The organism is Burkholderia sp. Bp9031 (assembly GCF_003857965.1).
GTDB classification, from domain to species: domain Bacteria; phylum Pseudomonadota; class Gammaproteobacteria; order Burkholderiales; family Burkholderiaceae; genus Burkholderia; species Burkholderia ambifaria_A.
Genome location: NZ_QTPW01000007.1, coordinates 251079 through 267130, shown reverse-complemented (window position 1 = coordinate 267130; position 16052 = coordinate 251079). Strand labels below are relative to the sequence as shown.

The following is a 16052-nucleotide window of genomic DNA, read 5'->3' as shown; positions in this document are numbered from 1 at the left end:
CTGGCCGTTCGGACGAGGTTCGCCGCGACGCCCCTTTTGCTATCCTTGGTGCTCCTGTTCGCGCGGCCCGGCCGGCGCGAGGCTTTGATACCCGTTTCATGCTCCATCTCTTCTATTCGAACCGTCACGAAACGCTGGCCGACGCGCTGCTCGAGGACCTGGCCGCGTTCCCGGCCCGCAACGGCCCGTGGGCGCCACAACAGGTCATCGTGCCGAGCGCGGCGCTGCGCCGCCGTCTCGAGCTCGACATCGCCGCGCGCCACGGCGTGTGCGCGAACGTCGAGTTCACGTATCTCGCGCAATGGCTGTGGGCGCAGATCGGCCGCGTGCTGGCGGTGCCTGCGCGTTCGCCGTTCGCACCCGATCGCCTCGTGTGGCGCTGCTACCGGTTGTTCGCGCAGGCCGCGGGCGGCGCGCCGTGGCTCGCGTCGCCCCGGCTGGCCGCGTATCTGTCCGCATCCGACGACGCGATGCGCTACGAGCTCGCGCAGCGCGTCGCGGCTGTGCTCGATCACTACCTGACCTATCGGCCCGAATGGCTGGCAGCTTGGCAGGCCGGCGAGTCGGTGCTTGCGGGCGGCGCCGCGCCGCGCGGGATCAGCGATGCCGCGCGCGACGACGAACACTGGCAGGCCGCGCTGTGGCGCGCGCTGCTCGCGGAACTGAGCGACAGCGGCACGCCGCCCGCGCATCGCTTCCTCGTGGAGGCGCGCAACCTCGATCCCGAGACCGTCGCGCGCGCCGATTGGCCGGAATCGGTCAGCGTGTTCGCGCTGCCGACGATGCCACCGCTGCACGTTGCGCTGCTGCGCGAGCTGTCGCGCTGGATCGACGTGCGCGTCTATGCGCTCAATCCGTGCCGCGAATTCTGGTTCGACATCGTCACGGCCGCACATGCGGAAGCGCTCGATGCAGCCGGCCGGCTCGACTTCCAGGAAGTCGGCCATCCGCTGCTCGCGGAGTGGGGCCGGCAGACGCAGGCGCAGCTGCACATGCTGCACGAACTGACTGAAAGCGCTGCGTCGGGCGACGCGTCGCGTTTCGTCGGAAATCCCGCACCGACCTGGCTCGCGCGCGTGCAGAACGCGATCCTCGACCTGCAGCCGGAAGCCGACCTCGGCGACGCGCCGGCCGAGCGCGGGATCGAGGTGCACGTGTGCCACAGCCTCGCGCGCCAGCTCGAGGTGCTGCACGACCGCCTGCTCGCGTGGTTCGATGCCGATGCGACGCTGCAGCCGTCCGACGTGCTGGTGGCGGTAGCCGATCTCGCGGCGGCCGGGCCGCTGATCGATGCGGTGTTCGGCACGGCCGGCGCCGGCGGCGCGCGCGTGCCCTACCGGATCACCGGCCTGCCGCCGTCGCAGGCGAACCCGGTCGCGCGCGTGCTGCTCGAATGGCTCGCGCTGCCGGAACGGCAGGTCGGCGCACCGGAGCTGGTCGAATGGTTGCGCGTCGACGCGGTGGCGGCCCGTTACGGCATCGACGCAGCCGCGCTCGAGACGGTTCAGACCTGGCTCGCGGCCGCCGGCGCGCGGCGCGGGCTGTCGCCGATGGCGAGCGACGATGTGGCGGTGCCCGCGCCGCGCCATACGTTCTCCGATGCGCTCGCGCGGCTCTTCCTCGGCTATGCGATGCCCGAAGGCGCCGCACCGGTCGGTGCATGGCTGCCGATCGAGGCGGCCACCGGCAGCGAGGCCGAACTGCTCGGCCGGCTCGCGCGCTTCACCGACGATCTCGACGGCTTCGCGCGGCGGCTTGCCGACGCGCACACGCCGCGCGCATGGAGCGAACTGTTTGCCGATACGCTCGCGCGGTTCTTCGACTCCGGCGCCGCGTATGCCGATGCACTCGCAGGCGTGCGCGACGCGCTCGACGCGATGCTTGCCGCAATGACGGAAGGCGCGCCCGACGAGGCCTTGCCCGCGGCCGTCGTGCGCGCTGGGCTGGCAGCCGCGCTCGACGATCCGGCGCGCGGCGGGGTGCCGTGGGGCGGCGTCACGTTCTCGTCGCTGACGAGCTTGCGCGGGTTGCCGTACCGCGTCGTCTGCCTGCTCGGGATGGACGACGGCGTGCTGCCGAGCCTCGCGCGCGCGGACGAGTTCGACCTGATGGCCGTCCTGCCGAAGCTCGGCGACCGGCAGCGCCGCGACGACGAGCGCAACCTGTTCCTCGACCTGCTGCTCGCCGCGCGCGATCGGCTGATGATTGCGTATACGGGGCGCAGCATTCGCGACAACGCGCCGTTGCCGCCCGCGGCGCTCGTCGACGAACTGCTCGACCATCTCGCGCTCGTCACGGCCGGCGCGGACGCAGCGCCAGATGCGGTCGATGCCGCGCGGCGCGGGTTCATCGTCGAGCATCCGCTGCAACCGTTCGCGGCCGAGTATTTCCGGCACGGCAGCGAACTGGTTTCCTACGATGCCGAACGCGCGACGCTCGCGTCGCTGCTGGCGGCCGAAGCCGCGCGCGATGCGACGCGCGAGCAGCCGTTCTTCGCGCAGCCGCTGCCGGCCGAGCCGGTCGAGCCCGTCGCGTTCAGCGAATTCGACCGTTTCTGGCGGCATCCGGCCCGCGCGCTGCTGCGCGCGCGGCTCGGCATCGTGTTGTCCGATGCGCAGGCCGAACTGCTCGACACGGAGCCGTTCGCACTCGATTTCGCTGGCAGCGACGCGCTCGCCGAGCGCGTGCTGCCGCTCCTGATCGAATCGGATGAAGGCGGCGTGCACGATCATGCGCTGCGCATCGCGGACGCCAGCCCGGAATTGCCCGGCGGCGCGACGGGCGCTGTCTGGCGGGACCAGGCGCTCGGCTCGATGACGCAGCTTGCGTCGAACGTGCGCCGTGCGCTGGCCGGCGGCATGGAACGGCGGCCGTTCACGCTCTCGATCGCGCCCGCATGGCCCGACACCGACCAGGCGCTGTTCGGCGCAGATGACGCGATGCTGTCGGCCGATGCGGTGAGTGCACCGCTCGAACTGTACGGTACGCTGAACCGGCTGACGCCGGCGGGCCAGATCATCTATCGCTATGCACGGCCGAGCGCGCGTGACTACCTGTCTGCCTGGCTTGCGCACGTCGTCTACTGCGCGGTGGAGCCCGGCGGCCCGCGCCGCACGCTGTGGTTCGGCAGCGGCGGTGCCTTCGAACTCACGCCGGTCGCCGCACCGCTCGAGCGTCTCGCGCCGCTCGCCGCGCTGTTTCGCGCGGGGCGGCGCATGCCGCTGCGGTTTTTCCCGCGCAGCGCATGGGCGCGCATTTCCGACGGCGAGGCGAAGGCCGCGAGCGTGTGGATCAACGAGCGCGTGGTGAGCGAAGCCGACGATCCGGCCATCGCGATTGCATGGCGCGGCGCACATCCGTCGCTCGACGAGCCATTCGGCACACTCGCACGGCTCGTATTCGAGCCGATGCTGGAACACCTGAAGGAGGTCGCATGAGCGCCGCATCCCAGCCGCAGGCGGCGCTCGAACTCGACGTATTCGCGTGCCCGCTCGACGGCGTCAACCAGATCGAGGCATCGGCTGGTACCGGCAAGACGTGGAACATCTGCGCGCTGTACGTGCGCCTGCTGCTCGAAAAGGATCTCGGCGCGGACGAAATCCTCGTCGTGACCTTCACGAAGGCGGCGACGGCCGAGCTGCATGAGCGTATTCGCGGTCGGCTCGCGCAGCTTGCGCATGCGCTCGATACCGGCGACGATGGCGGCGATCCATTCGTCGCGCGTCTGCTCGAGACGACGCTCGGTGAAGCCGGCTTGCTCGACCCCGAGACTGCGGCGAAGCGGATCCGGCGCGCGCTGCGCGCGTTTGACCAGGCCGCGATCCATACGATCCACGCGTTCTGCCAGCGCGCGCTGCAGGAGGCACCGTTCGCGGCCGCGATGCCGTTCGCATTCGACATGCAGACCGACGATGCGGCGCTGCGTTTCGAGCTCGCGGCGGACTTCTGGCGCACGCGCGTCGAACCGATGGCCGCACGCTGGCCCGGCTTTGCAACATGGCTCGTCGATTCGGGCGCAGGCCCGGCCGCGCTCGACGCGCAGCTCGCGCGCCGGCTGAAGAAGCCGCTCGCCGCGCTGCGTTGGGATGGTGTGGCCGAACCGGACGAATCGGCCGAGGCTGCTGCGATTGCGTGCTTCGAAGCGGCCGCGCGGATGTGGGCCGGCGAGCGCGATGCGATCGACGCGTTGCTACGTACCGCACAGCCCGCGCTCAACCAGCGCTCGCACAAGCCCGACGCGGTGGCCGATGCGCTCGGCGCGTGGGCCGCGCATTTCGCGCAGGGCGATGCGACGGCTGCGCTGCCGAAGGCAGCGCTCAAGCTCACGCGCGCCGCGCTCGTGAAGGCAACGAAAAAAGGCGGCGCGACCCCCGAGCACGCGTTCTTCGACGTGGCCGACGCGCTCGAAGCGGCGGTGGCCGCGGCCGAGGCCGCGCAGCGCGCGCGCTGGCTCGCGCTGATCGCCGACTGGCTCGACACCGCGCCAGGCGAGCTGGCCGAACGCAAGCGTACGCGCCGCGTCGTGTCGTTCGACGACCTGCTCGCGAACCTGTATCACGCGCTACACGCGCACCCGTGGCTCGCCGAGACGCTGCGCGCGCGTTATCCGGCCGCGCTGATCGACGAATTCCAGGATACCGATCCGCTGCAGTTCGCGATCTTCGACCGGATCTTCGCGCCGGGCGGGCCGCTCTTTCTCGTCGGTGATCCGAAGCAGGCGATCTACAGCTTCCGCGCGGCGGATTTGCATACCTATCTCGCTGCACGGGCAAGCGCGAGCGCGTGCTATACGCTCGCGGTCAACCAGCGCTCGACGCCGGCGATCGTCGACGCGTGCAACCGCTTCTTCATGTCGAACCCGCGCGCGTTCGTGCTCGACGGGCTCGACTATTACGCGGTGCGAGCCGGCACGCGCGTGCGTGCTCCGTTCGTCGACGAAACCGATCCTGGCCCATGCGGCGATTTCCGGATCTGGGCGCTGCCAGGCGGCGACGGCATGCTGCTCAAGCGCGACGCGCAGGCGCAGGCCGCGCAGGCATGCGCGGCCGAGATTGCCCGGCTGATGCGCGGCGCGCGCGAAGGGTATGTGCGGCTCGGCGATACGCCGCTGTCGCCGGGCGACATCGCGGTGCTGGTGCAGACGCACCGGCAGGGCAGTCTCGTGAAGCGCGTGCTCGCCACGTGGGGCATCGGCAGCGTCGAGCTCGCGCAGGCGTCGGTGTTTTCGACCGGGGATGCGGAGCAGCTCGAGCGTGTGCTGGCGGCGATCGATGCGCCGGGCGACCTGCGGCGCCTGCGCGCGGCGCTGGCAGCCGACTGGTTCGGCCTCGATGCGGGTGCGTTGTGGCGGATGGAGCAGGGCGACGGCGACGCATCGCGCGAAGCGGCGGACAGCGCGGACGCGATGAGCTGGGTCGAGCGCTTCTCACGCTATCGGCTGTTGTGGCGCGAACGCGGCTTCGCGGTGATGTGGCGTACGTTCACGCGCGAGCTGCGCATCGCCGAGCGGCTGATGGCCGGCGCGGACGGCGAGCGCCGCGTAACCGACCTCAACCATCTGGCCGAACTGACGCAGGCGCGCGCGTCCGCGCAGCCGGGCATCGCGCCGACGCTGCGTTGGCTTGCCGCGCAACGGCTCGACGGCGGCGGCGAGGAAGCGCAGCTGCGTCTCGAGTCCGATCGCAACCTCGTGCAGATCGTGACCGTGCACAAGTCGAAGGGTCTCGAATACGCGGTCGTGTTCTGTCCGTTCCTGAACGACGGCGGGCTGCGCGAGCCGCCCGCGTCGGGGTTGCCGGACGCGCGCGAGTATCACGACGACGTGGGCGACGCCGTGCTGCATTACGGGTGCGACGACGAAGCCGCCGCGCATGCCACGCGCCAGGCGCTGCGCGAGCAGGCGGCGGAACGCGCGCGGCTCGTCTACGTGGCGCTCACGCGCGCGGTCTATCGGTGCTATCTCGTCGCCGGGCCTTATCTGTCGTCGCGCTCGACCCGCGAGGCGCGGCGCAGCGTGCTGAACTGGCTCGTGGCCGGCGCCGGCCAGTCGTTCGACGCGTGGCTCGACGAGCCGCCCGACGAAGCGGTGCTCGACGCTGCGTGGCAAGCGCTGGCCGGTGGCCCCGTGAGCGTTGCACCATTGCCGATGCCGGCGCGTCGCGAACGGCTCGCGGCCGGCCACGATGCATCGCAGACGCTCGCGGCACGCCATGCGACGCGCGTGTTGCGCGACGCGTGGCGGATGGCGAGCTTCAGTTCGCTGACGGCGTCGATGGCGCGCGAGGAAGCGGGCGTCGCGCTCGTGCCGGACGACGAACTGCGGCCCGATCACGATGCGCTTGCCGCCGTGGCACCGGACGGCGCGGCCGTCCTGGCCGACACGGTCGCCGCCGAGCCTCCGGACGACGACATCCTCGTGTTTCCGCGCGGCGCTGCAGCAGGCGAGTGCCTGCACCGCTTGTTCGAACTCAGCCGCTTCACGGAGCCCGATTCATGGCGCCAGGCCGCGCTCGGCGCGCTGCATGACCGGCCGGTCGAGGCCGAGCCCGAGCTCGCGACGCGCCTGCCGGCGATGATGGCGCGGCTCGTTGACGATGTCGTGCGTACGGAACTCGTGCCGGGCATGCGGTTGGCGGATCTCGATCCCGCCAAGCGGCTCGATGAAATGGGTTTCCTGTTCCCGGCGCCGTCGCTCGAGTTGGGCGCGCTGCGCCGGCTGCTGGTCGCGCACGGTTATCCTGACGTTGCGCTCGACACGGGCATGCTCGCCGGCTTCATCAAGGGTTTCATCGACATGATCGTCGAACACGACGGCCGGTTCTGGATCGTCGACTGGAAGTCGAACCATCTCGGCAATACGCCGGATGCCTACGGCCCGCGCGCGCTCGACGTCGCGATGGCCGATCACGCGTATCACCTGCAGGCGCTGCTCTATACGGTTGCGCTGCATCGTTATCTGCGCGGGCGGCTGCCGGACTACGACTACGACACGCATATGGCGGGCTACCTGTACCTGTTCGTTCGCGGCGTGCGCCCGGGCTGGCGCAGCGGTGGCGAACCGGCCGGCGTGCATGCGCGGCGGCCCGCGCGCGAACTCGTCGACGCACTCGACCGGATGATGGAAGGGGGCCGCGTATGAATGCGTCCGACGATACGCTCGAATTCACCGGCGGCCTCGTCGCACGCCTGCCCGAGCCCGCGGATTTCGGCATCGCGCTCGCGGAAGGATTCGCGCGGCGCATCGGCGACCTGTCGCGCCGCGCGGGTGCGCCGGCCGCGGCCGCGCGCTGGGCGGCGCGTGCCGCGTTCGCGACGAGCCGGGCGACCGCGGGCGGTCATGTGTGCGTGTCGCTCGGCGCGCTCGCGCAGCGCTACGAAGAACCGGTCGACGACGTGCGCGCCGCGCTTGCCGCGAGCGGCGTGGTGGCGTTCGGCACGCTCGCGCGCGGCGACGAGCGGCCGCTGATCGTTGACCGGCACAACCATCTGTATCTGTCGCGCTATTTCGACTACGAACGGCGGCTCGCCGATGCGCTCGTCGCGCAGGCCGGCGTCACCGTGCCAGGCGACGCGCTGTCGCCCGACCGGTTGCGCGACAGTCTCGCGCGTTATTTCGGGCCCGCGACGGGCGAAGTGGACTGGCAGCGCGTCGCGGCGATCGTTGCGCTGACCGGACGCGTGACGATCGTCAGCGGCGGCCCAGGCACCGGCAAGACGACGACCGTCGTGGGCGTGCTGGCTTGTCTGCTCGATGCGCATCCGGGGCTGCGCATCGCGCTGGCGGCACCGACCGGCAAGGCCGCGCAGCGGATGCAGGAAGCGCTGCATGCGCGGGCGGGCGACCTGCCGCCGGAACTTGCCGCGCGCCTGCCCGATACGTCGTACACGCTGCATCGCCTACTGGGCGGCGGCGGAGCGGCGGGCTTCCGCCATCATCGCGACAATCCGTTGCCGTACGACCTGATCGTCGTCGACGAGGCGTCGATGATCGACGTCGCGCTCGCCGCGCATCTGCTCGATGCGCTTGCGCCCGGCGCCCGGCTCGTGCTGCTCGGCGACAAGGATCAGTTGGCCGCAGTCGAGGCCGGCGCGGTATTCGCCGAACTCAGCGCCCGGCCGACGTTTACCGCCGCCGCACGCACGCGCATCGCGGATGCGCTCGGGATCGACGAAGCGGCTTTCGTCGCGGCGTTGCCGGTGCCGGACGGCGAGGCGGCCGAGAGGGTTGCCGCGCCAGCTCCAGCTCCGGCTCCGGCATCCGCCCCGTTGTCGGCGACCGCTGCGCGCAAGCCGTCGGCGCGGCGGAACGTGGATACGCGCCAGGCGTCGCTGTTCGACGACGACCCGCAGGACGAAGCGGCGTCCGCTGCCGATGTCGCGCCGCCGGCCGCTTCGTTGCCGCCTGCGGCACCCGCACCGACCGGCATCGATAGCGCCAGCGCGGCAGCCGATCCCGCATGGATCGAGGCCGGCGAACTCGCGTGGCTCGACGCGGTCGAGCTCGTACCGTTCGGCCCTGCCGATGCGACGGGTTCGACGCTTGCGTCGACTAGCGCAACGCGAGCCGACGGCATCGCCGTCGCGTCGCCCGCACCCGCACCGCTCGCCGACTGCGTCGTATGGCTCGAACGCAATTACCGTTTCGGTCTCGATTCGCCGATCGGCCGCCTGTCGCTCGCGATCCGCCGCGGCGACGTGCAGGCCGCGCTCGATGCGTTGCCGATGGACGATACCGCTGCCGCGTCGTTTCATGACGACGCGGGCGATACGCTTGCTGCATCGACGGTCGTGCGGCTCGCGCATCGGTTCGGCGCGTACCTTGATGCCTTGCGCACCGCGTTGTCCGAGCCGGTGCCCGATCCGCTGCCCTTGTTCGATGCGCTCAACCGCTTCCGGATCCTGTGCGCGACGCGCACGGGCTCGCGCGGCGCCGAGCACGTCAATGCGCTGGTGGCCACGCACGTGCGACATGCCGCGCGCGTGCCGCTCGCGGTCGGCGCACACTGGTTCACCGGGCGGCCCATCATGGTGACGCGCAACGATTATGCGTTCGGGCTGTTCAATGGAGACATCGGCATCGCGTTGCCGGACGCGAACGGCGTGCTGCGCGTGTGGTTCCGGCGCGCGGACGGCACCGCGCGCGCCGTGTCGCCGGCCGCGCTGCCGCCGCACGAAACGGCGTTCGCGCTGACGGTCCACAAATCGCAGGGCTCCGAATTCGACGAGGCCGCGCTGGTGCTGCCGGCGTCGTTCGGGCGCGTGCTCACGCGCGAGCTCGTCTATACCGCCGTTACGCGCGCACGCACGCGCGTGCAGGTGATCGGCCCGCGACGCGTGCTGGCGCAGGCGGTCGCGACGCGCACACAACGCGATTCGGGGCTGGCGGCCCGCGTCGACGAGGCGCTCGCGCGGCGAAGCAAGGAGACGTCGCGATGATGATCCGCTACACGCTCGATCCGGCCGAAGTCGAATGGACCGCCGTGCGCGCCCAGGGCGCCGGCGGGCAGAACGTCAACAAGGTGTCGAGCGCGATTCACCTGCGCTTCGACATCCGCGCGTCGTCGCTGCCGCCCGTCATCAAGGAGCGGCTCCTCGCGCTGTCCGACCAGCGCATCACGCGCGACGGCATCGTCGTGATCAAGTCGCAGGAATACCGCACCCAGGAGAAGAACCGCGAGGCAGCGCTCGCGCGGCTCGATGCGTTGATCGGCAGCGTCGCGTTCACGCCGCGTGCGCGTGTCGCGACACGGCCGACGCGCGCATCGAAGGAGCGGCGGCTCGAACACAAGTCGCGGCGCAGCATGGTGAAGTCGGGAAGAGGCAAGGTGATCGACTGACGAAAGGCCGAACCGGCCAGGGCGGCGGGCGGATCCGTACCGCCCGCGCTCGCTACCGCATCACGGTGCCCGCGCTGTCGAGCACGAAGTCGACGCAGAACACGACGAGGCGACTTTGCGCGCGAATCGCGACGGCGGCCGTATAGCAGTCGCGGCCTTCGGTCAGCGAGAAGTGCGGGCCCATCAGCGCGACGCGTCCCGGCGCCGCGATCGCGCGCTGGAAGTACGGACGCCGCGACCAGTTGCTGTGCGTCTCCGGGAACAGCGGCGCGAGCCGTGCGCCGCTCGCCTGGCCGTCGTCGGGGCGCGCGCCGATCGACGGCAGGAACTGTTCGCCGATTTCGTCCGTCACGAACACGCGGCGCGCGGCCGGCACCGCGAATACGCGCTGCGCGGCGTCGTTCAGATTGCCGCTCGCGGAAAACGCGGCCGCGCCGGCGAGCACGAGCCGCTCGATCGCGTCGAAGCCCGGCTGCTCGGCGACCGCCGGTGTATGCCGCTGCGCGATGAATCGTTGCCACGCGGCGTCGAGCATTGCGGGCGCCGCTGCGCTCGCATATGCGATCGACGCATCGGGCTGGCCGAACTGGAAGCCCTGGACGAAATCGATATCGGCCTCCATCAGCGCCTGCAGCGCATCGTCGCTTTCGACGCCCTCGGCGAGCACCATCGCGCCGGCCTGGTGGAGCATCGATACCAGGTGATGCATGATGCGGCGATCGTCGGCCGACGAGTTCGCGCGCTCGACGAGCGATCGATCGAGCTTGACGATATCGGGCCGGGTGCGCCACACGCGGTCGAAATTCGAGAATCCGGTGCCGAAGTCGTCGATCGCGATCAGGAAGTCGCGATGCTGGATCATGTCGATCGTGCGGGCGAGCGCGGCTTCGTCGCGCGCCGGTTGCTCGACAACTTCCAGCACGATGCGGTTCGGCGGCAGTGCGAAATGCCGGCACAGTGCCTCGACGAATTCACGCTGTACGAGGCCCGAATCGAGTACGCGCGGCGTCACATTCAGGAACAGCCAGCCGTCGCCGATACCTTGCGCAACGAAGTTGGCCGTGTGCAGGCAGCGGGCGAGCCGGTCGAGCAGCAGCGCATCGGCAGCAGCGCGCGTCCTGTCGAACAGCGCGACCGGCGACACCAGCGTGCCGTTCTCGTCCACGACGCGCAGCAGCGCTTCATAGCCGACCACGCGCTTGTGCGTGATCGACAGCACGGGTTGAAACACGCTGCGCAGCGTCGTGTCGCGATACGTGGCGATCCAGCCGCTGGGCGTCGGTGTCAGGCGTTCGAGCAGGGAATCGAGCGAGATGTCGCGGGCGGGCTTCATGTCAACGGTGCCCTGCGGCGATCGGGGGGGCGGTGTCGTGCCGCCACGCCGAAGCCGTCGCACGCGCAGGTGGACGCGAAAGAACGTGGAGCATCGTAACCGCCTTCTGCGGATGAGTGTTTCGAGTGTAACGGGATTAGCGCGGTGCGCGTATCAGGGTAACTCCAGACGCAAACGCTACACTGACGCGCGAGCGGGGCTGTCCGTCTGGAGCGTGCACCATGCAGCAGCAGTCGCCGACTGTCCACGCGGCGATAGCGCCGCGTGTGTCGCGCGCATTGCGTGCGACGAATGCGAGAAATTCGGAAAGCGGCGGAATGCCGGCGCCGCTGCGCAACCGTGCGCGATCATCGGCATCGGGTGAAGAACGACATGCTCCGGCACGCGCCGGTCGATGGGCGGCGTTCGAAGACCGAAGGCTGGCGGCCGGCGCTTCGCCGGCAACGGGCAACGGGCGGTCGTCGGCTGAGCGAGCCGCGTATGCCGCTCAGGCCGCCTCGCCGCCCCGTGGGCGGAGCCCGGGAATCCGCTTGATCACGCCGGTCGCAAGCGCGGTGCCGACGAGCACGATCGCGCAGCCTTCGATCATCACGACCGATACGTGTTCGCCGAGGAACAGTGCACCCCACAGCAGGCCGAACACCGGGATCACGAACGTCACGGTAATCGCGCGGGCCGGGCCGACGTGCGCGATCAGATAGAAGAAGATGAAATACGCGATGCCCGTACAGGCGATGCCGAGCGCGAGCACGGCCCCCCACGCATGCGTGCTGACGGCCGCCGCCGGCCACGTCGCGATCGCGAACGGCAGCAGCAGCACGGTCGAGCCGATCATGCTGCCGGTCGCGTTGACGAGCGGATCGACGCCGCTCAGCTTGCGCTTCGTATAGTTGGCCGCGATGCCGTACAACAGCGTCGCGCCGAGCGCCGCGGCGGCGGCCAGTGCGGTCGCGCTGGCGCCGGTGCTGCCGTGCGCGTTCGCGATCTGATCCCACACGAGCGTGAGCACGCCGGCAAAGCCGATCACGAGGCCGAGCGCGCGCGGTAGCGACAGCTTGTCCTTCAGCCACAGGTACGCGACGAGCGCGCCCCACAGCGGCGTCGTCGCATTGATCACCGAGGTCACGCCGGCGGACAGCGTCAGTTCGGCATAGGCGAACAGGCAGAATGGTGCGCCCGAGTTCAGTACGCCGACGACGAACAATGGCCACGCGTGCCGGCGCAGCCGCGCGCCGAGGTCGGCGGGCTTGAAGCGCGTCAGCGCGAGGCCCGTCAGGAACAGCGCGCCGATACCCACCCGCAGCGCCATCAGCGGCGCGACGCCGAATTCGGCAACGCCGATCCGGATGAACAGGAACGACGCGCCCCACAGGGCAGCGAGGACGGTCAGCAGAAGGGCGTTCTTGGGTGACATCGAGCGTGGCGGGCGAGGGGACGGGATGCGGTGAATCTTACACCGCGTTACCGCACCGTCGTTTCACGATCGGATGAAACGACAAGAAACGAGAACTCCGCCTGCCGCCGACGCGAACCGGCCGGATGGCCGGCACGGCCGCTCAATGATGGTGCCGGCCGCCGCGTCCGCCAAACCCGAAGTTCAGCGACAGCGCGGGGCCCCAATAACCCCCCCATGCCGGGGCATATGCAGGGGCCGGATAGTAGTACGCGGGGCCGGGGTCGACATACACGGGCGCGGGCTGTACCGGCGCCGCCGCGTAATAGCCGGACGGATAGTAGCCGTAAGGGTAATAACAGCCGGCGAGTGTCGCGCACGCGAGCGTCGCGGCGACGAGGGTCCTGTTCATGATGTCTCTCCGGCGGCGCCGGCAATCGGCAGATGCTTAAGCTTAGGCCGCATGGAGGCAACACGGTGCGCAAAACGGTAACGGATCATTTCGGGGCATCGCCCCGGAGCGCCCGGGCGACCGCTACCGCCAGATGCGAAAACGGCGCTTCCGCACCGCGGAAACGCCGTCTGGCCGAAACCGAAACGCGCCGCGCAGCGTGCGGCACGCGGGCGCCGGGCCGGCTTACTTGCCGACCTGGTTGCCGATGATGCCGCCCGCTGCCGCGCCGCCCAGCGTCGACAGCGCGTTACCGCCGATCGCCGCGCCGGCGACGCCGCCGACACCCGCCCCGATGGCCGTATCGCGCTGGCGCCGCGTCATCGAATCGCATGCCGACAGGCTTGCCACCGTTGCGACGAGCAGAGCGCATACCCCAAAACGCCGAATCGAGTAACTCATGATCATTGTCCTTGTGGTAGTGAATGGAGGACGCGCGACCGGCTGACGGCCACACACAACCCCAATCTACCCGCCGCCCCGAGGGGCTGCTGTAAGGACTTGTTAAGGCTCGGACGGTTTCGTAATCAATTGTTTCCCCTGCGCCAGCAGGCATGCGGGATGCGGCCGCGCGCGCAAAAAAGCCCGCTCGAAAGCGGGCTTCCTGCAGCGCGTCACGATGCGATCCGTTTGGCGGACCGCAGCGTTCGCTTACTGACGATGATAGATCTCGGCACCGGTCTTCACGAACTCGACCGCCTTGACTTCCATCCCCTTCTTCAGCGCCTCGGTTTCCGACACGCCCTGCTGCGCCGCGAATTCGCGCACGTCCTGCGTGATCTTCATCGAGCAGAAGTGCGGGCCGCACATCGAGCAGAAGTGCGCGACCTTTGCCGAATCCTTCGGCAGCGTCTCGTCGTGGAATTCGCGCGCCTTGTCCGGATCGAGGCCGATGTTGAACTGGTCTTCCCAGCGGAACTCGAAGCGCGCCTTCGACAACGCGTTGTCGCGCACCTGCGCGCCCGGGTGACCCTTGGCGAGGTCGGCCGCGTGCGCCGCGAGCTTGTACGTGATGATCCCTTCCTTCACGTCGTCCTTGTTCGGCAGCCCGAGGTGCTCCTTCGGCGTCACGTAGCACAGCATCGCGGTGCCGAACCAGCCGATCATCGCGGCGCCGATGCCCGACGTGATGTGATCGTAGCCCGGCGCGATGTCGGTGGTCAGCGGCCCGAGCGTGTAGAACGGCGCTTCCTTGCACCAGTCGAGCTGGAGATCCATGTTCTCCTTGATCAGCTGCATCGGCACGTGGCCGGGGCCTTCGATCATCACCTGCACGTCGTGCTTCCACGCGATCTGCGTGAGTTCGCCGAGCGTCTTCAGTTCGCCGAGCTGCGCTTCGTCGTTCGCGTCGTAGATCGAGCCGGGGCGCAGGCCGTCGCCGAGCGAGAAGCTCACGTCGTACGCCTTCATGATCTCGCAGATCTCTTCGAAGTGTTCGTACAGGAAGCTTTCCTTGTGATGCGCGAGGCACCACTTCGCCATGATCGAGCCGCCGCGCGACACGATGCCGGTCATCCGGTTCGCGGTGAGCGGCACGTACTGCAGGCGCACGCCCGCGTGGATCGTGAAGTAGTCGACGCCTTGCTCGGCCTGCTCGATCAGCGTGTCGCGGAAGATTTCCCAGGTCAGGTCCTCGGCCTTGCCGTTGACCTTTTCGAGCGCCTGGTAGATCGGCACCGTGCCGATCGGCACCGGGCTGTTGCGGATGATCCACTCGCGCGTTTCATGGATGTGCTTGCCGGTCGACAGGTCCATCACCGTATCGCCGCCCCAGCGGATCGCCCACGTCATCTTGTCGACTTCCTCGCCGATCGACGACGTGACGGCCGAGTTGCCGATGTTCGCGTTGATCTTCACGAGGAAGTTGCGGCCGATGATCATCGGCTCGGATTCCGGGTGGTTGATGTTCGCGGGGATGATCGCGCGGCCGCACGCTACTTCCGAGCGCACGAATTCCGGCGTGATCTCGGCCGGCGCGTTCGCGCCGAAAGCCGCTGCGCCGAACGCCTGGCCCGGGTGCTGGCGGCCCATCATCGCGGCGAGCTTCGCGCCGTTCGGGCCGCTCGCCTTCAGGCTCTCGAGGTACTCGGCGCGGCGCTGGTTCTCGCGGATCGCGATGTATTCCATTTCCGGCGTGATGATACCCTGGCGCGCATAGTGCATCTGCGTGACGTTCTTGCCGGCCTGTGCGCGGCGCGGGTTGCGGTGCAGGCCCGGGAACCGCAGGTCGGCGGTGGCCGGGTCGGCCGCGCGCTCGAGGCCGTACTGGCTCGACAGGCCGCCGAGCACTTCGGTGTCGCCGCGCGCTTCGATCCAGCCCTGACGCAGCGCGGCCAGGCCCGCGCGGATGTCGATCTTCGCGTCCGGATCGGTGTAGGGGCCCGACGTGTCGTACACGTAGATCGGCGGATTCTTCTCGCCGCCGAAGCCGGTCGGCGTGTCGGCCTGCGTGATTTCACGCATCGGTACGCGGATGTCGGGCTGCGAGCCGGTTACATAAACCTTGCGGGAATTCGGCAGCGGGGCGACGGCCGCGGCATCGACATGAGCGTCGGCGGACAGAAACTTCGGATTGGCGTTCATGCAATCTCCTGTGTGAGCGCCGGACACGCGCTTCGGCGCTTGCCCGGAGCCCTTGACGAATGTGGGGCTCGAGCTAAGCAGGAGACGAGGTTTGGTGAGGCGGCGGATTTCGTCAGAAGGATGGCGGTGAAATCCGTACGCTTCCCTGCGCTGGCATTATCCAGATCAGGTTCAAAGGGTATTTCTCACCCGCAATGCCGGTTGTTTGACCGAACGCATTGCAGGACCCCCGCGTTAGCAAGGGCACACGATACACCGGCTTCGCGGCGGTTTCAACCGGGGGCAGATCCGATGCGGCGGTGCAGCCGCAGCATCGCGGGCGGTGCGCGCGGCTGTCGCCCGGCCGCCAGCGCGCCCGCCGGGGCGAAGCGGTGCAGCATCGCGGCCGTTCGGTTCTGGCCGAAAGCGTCGGCTAAAAAAATTTTCAATACGGCTGTCATTTCCGGCGCACACGTC

General features: G+C 69.4%; 10 protein-coding genes and 1 riboswitch. Of the genes, 4 read left to right on the top strand and 6 right to left on the bottom strand.

From position 1 onward, the window contains the following. Positions 1-98 precede the first annotated feature (98 nt). The 4 genes from recC to arfB are packed head-to-tail and all read left to right on the top strand — an operon-like array spanning position 99 to position 9836. A complete protein-coding gene (recC, locus tag DIE15_RS12615) occupies positions 99-3437 on the top strand; it encodes an exodeoxyribonuclease V subunit gamma (protein ID WP_124833376.1) in 3339 nt (1112 codons plus the stop codon). Beyond that, on the top strand, positions 3434-7138 hold the full coding sequence (gene recB / locus DIE15_RS12610; protein ID WP_124833375.1) for an exodeoxyribonuclease V subunit beta: 3705 nt from the start codon (positions 3434-3436) through the stop codon (positions 7136-7138). The genes recC and recB overlap by 4 nt, the downstream gene beginning before the upstream one ends. After that, positions 7135-9435, top strand: coding sequence for an AAA family ATPase (locus tag DIE15_RS12605; RefSeq protein WP_124833374.1), 2301 nt, complete (start codon positions 7135-7137; stop codon positions 9433-9435). Before recB ends, DIE15_RS12605 begins: the two co-directional genes overlap by 4 nt. After that, positions 9432-9836 (top strand): alternative ribosome rescue aminoacyl-tRNA hydrolase ArfB, encoded by a 405-nt coding sequence (arfB, locus tag DIE15_RS12600; RefSeq protein WP_059449423.1) that lies wholly within the window; start codon positions 9432-9434, stop codon positions 9834-9836. The genes DIE15_RS12605 and arfB overlap by 4 nt, the downstream gene beginning before the upstream one ends. Positions 9837-9888: 52 nt before the next feature. Here arfB and DIE15_RS12595 read toward each other — a convergent pair whose 3' ends face one another. The 6 genes from DIE15_RS12595 to DIE15_RS36975 form a co-directional block, all read right to left on the bottom strand. Beyond that, a complete protein-coding gene (locus DIE15_RS12595; RefSeq protein WP_124833373.1) occupies positions 9889-11169 on the bottom strand; it encodes an EAL domain-containing protein in 1281 nt (426 codons plus the stop codon). A 487-nt stretch (positions 11170-11656) separates the two neighbouring features. Beyond that, a complete protein-coding gene (locus tag DIE15_RS12585; RefSeq protein WP_057927840.1) occupies positions 11657-12583 on the bottom strand; it encodes a DMT family transporter in 927 nt (308 codons plus the stop codon). Positions 12584-12725: 142 nt separating this feature from the next. Further along, complete coding sequence (locus tag DIE15_RS12580; protein WP_057927841.1) at positions 12726-12974, bottom strand: hypothetical protein; 249 nt, start codon at positions 12972-12974, stop codon at positions 12726-12728. A gap of 225 nt (positions 12975-13199) precedes the next feature. After that, complete coding sequence (locus tag DIE15_RS12575; protein WP_057927920.1) at positions 13200-13415, bottom strand: glycine zipper 2TM domain-containing protein; 216 nt, start codon at positions 13413-13415, stop codon at positions 13200-13202. Between the two features lie 249 nt (positions 13416-13664). Next, positions 13665-15596 carry a phosphomethylpyrimidine synthase ThiC gene (thiC, locus tag DIE15_RS12570; RefSeq protein WP_048024440.1) on the bottom strand — a complete coding sequence of 644 codons (1932 nt, stop codon included), beginning with the start codon at positions 15594-15596 and terminating at the stop codon, positions 13665-13667. Positions 15597-15720: 124 nt separating this feature from the next. Next, positions 15721-15837, bottom strand: a riboswitch (TPP riboswitch). A gap of 31 nt (positions 15838-15868) precedes the next feature. Beyond that, the gene (locus DIE15_RS36975; RefSeq protein WP_185734437.1) at positions 15869-16036 is read right to left on the bottom strand and encodes a hypothetical protein; all 168 of its coding nucleotides are present in this window, start codon (positions 16034-16036) and stop codon (positions 15869-15871) included. Between the last annotated feature and the right edge of the window lie 16 nt (positions 16037-16052).

Coding starts and splice junctions, on each gene's coding strand:
- recC (WP_124833376.1), top strand. CDS start 99: ATGCTCCATCTCTTCTATTCGAACCGTCACGAAACGCTGGCCGACGCG.
- recB (WP_124833375.1), top strand. CDS start 3,434: ATGAGCGCCGCATCCCAGCCGCAGGCGGCGCTCGAACTCGACGTATTC.
- DIE15_RS12605 (WP_124833374.1), top strand. CDS start 7,135: ATGAATGCGTCCGACGATACGCTCGAATTCACCGGCGGCCTCGTCGCA.
- arfB (WP_059449423.1), top strand. CDS start 9,432: ATGATGATCCGCTACACGCTCGATCCGGCCGAAGTCGAATGGACCGCC.
- DIE15_RS12595 (WP_124833373.1), bottom strand. CDS start 11,169: ATGAAGCCCGCCCGCGACATCTCGCTCGATTCCCTGCTCGAACGCCTG.
- DIE15_RS12585 (WP_057927840.1), bottom strand. CDS start 12,583: ATGTCACCCAAGAACGCCCTTCTGCTGACCGTCCTCGCTGCCCTGTGG.
- DIE15_RS12580 (WP_057927841.1), bottom strand. CDS start 12,974: ATGAACAGGACCCTCGTCGCCGCGACGCTCGCGTGCGCGACACTCGCC.
- DIE15_RS12575 (WP_057927920.1), bottom strand. CDS start 13,415: ATGAGTTACTCGATTCGGCGTTTTGGGGTATGCGCTCTGCTCGTCGCA.
- thiC (WP_048024440.1), bottom strand. CDS start 15,596: ATGAACGCCAATCCGAAGTTTCTGTCCGCCGACGCTCATGTCGATGCC.
- DIE15_RS36975 (WP_185734437.1), bottom strand. CDS start 16,036: ATGACAGCCGTATTGAAAATTTTTTTAGCCGACGCTTTCGGCCAGAAC.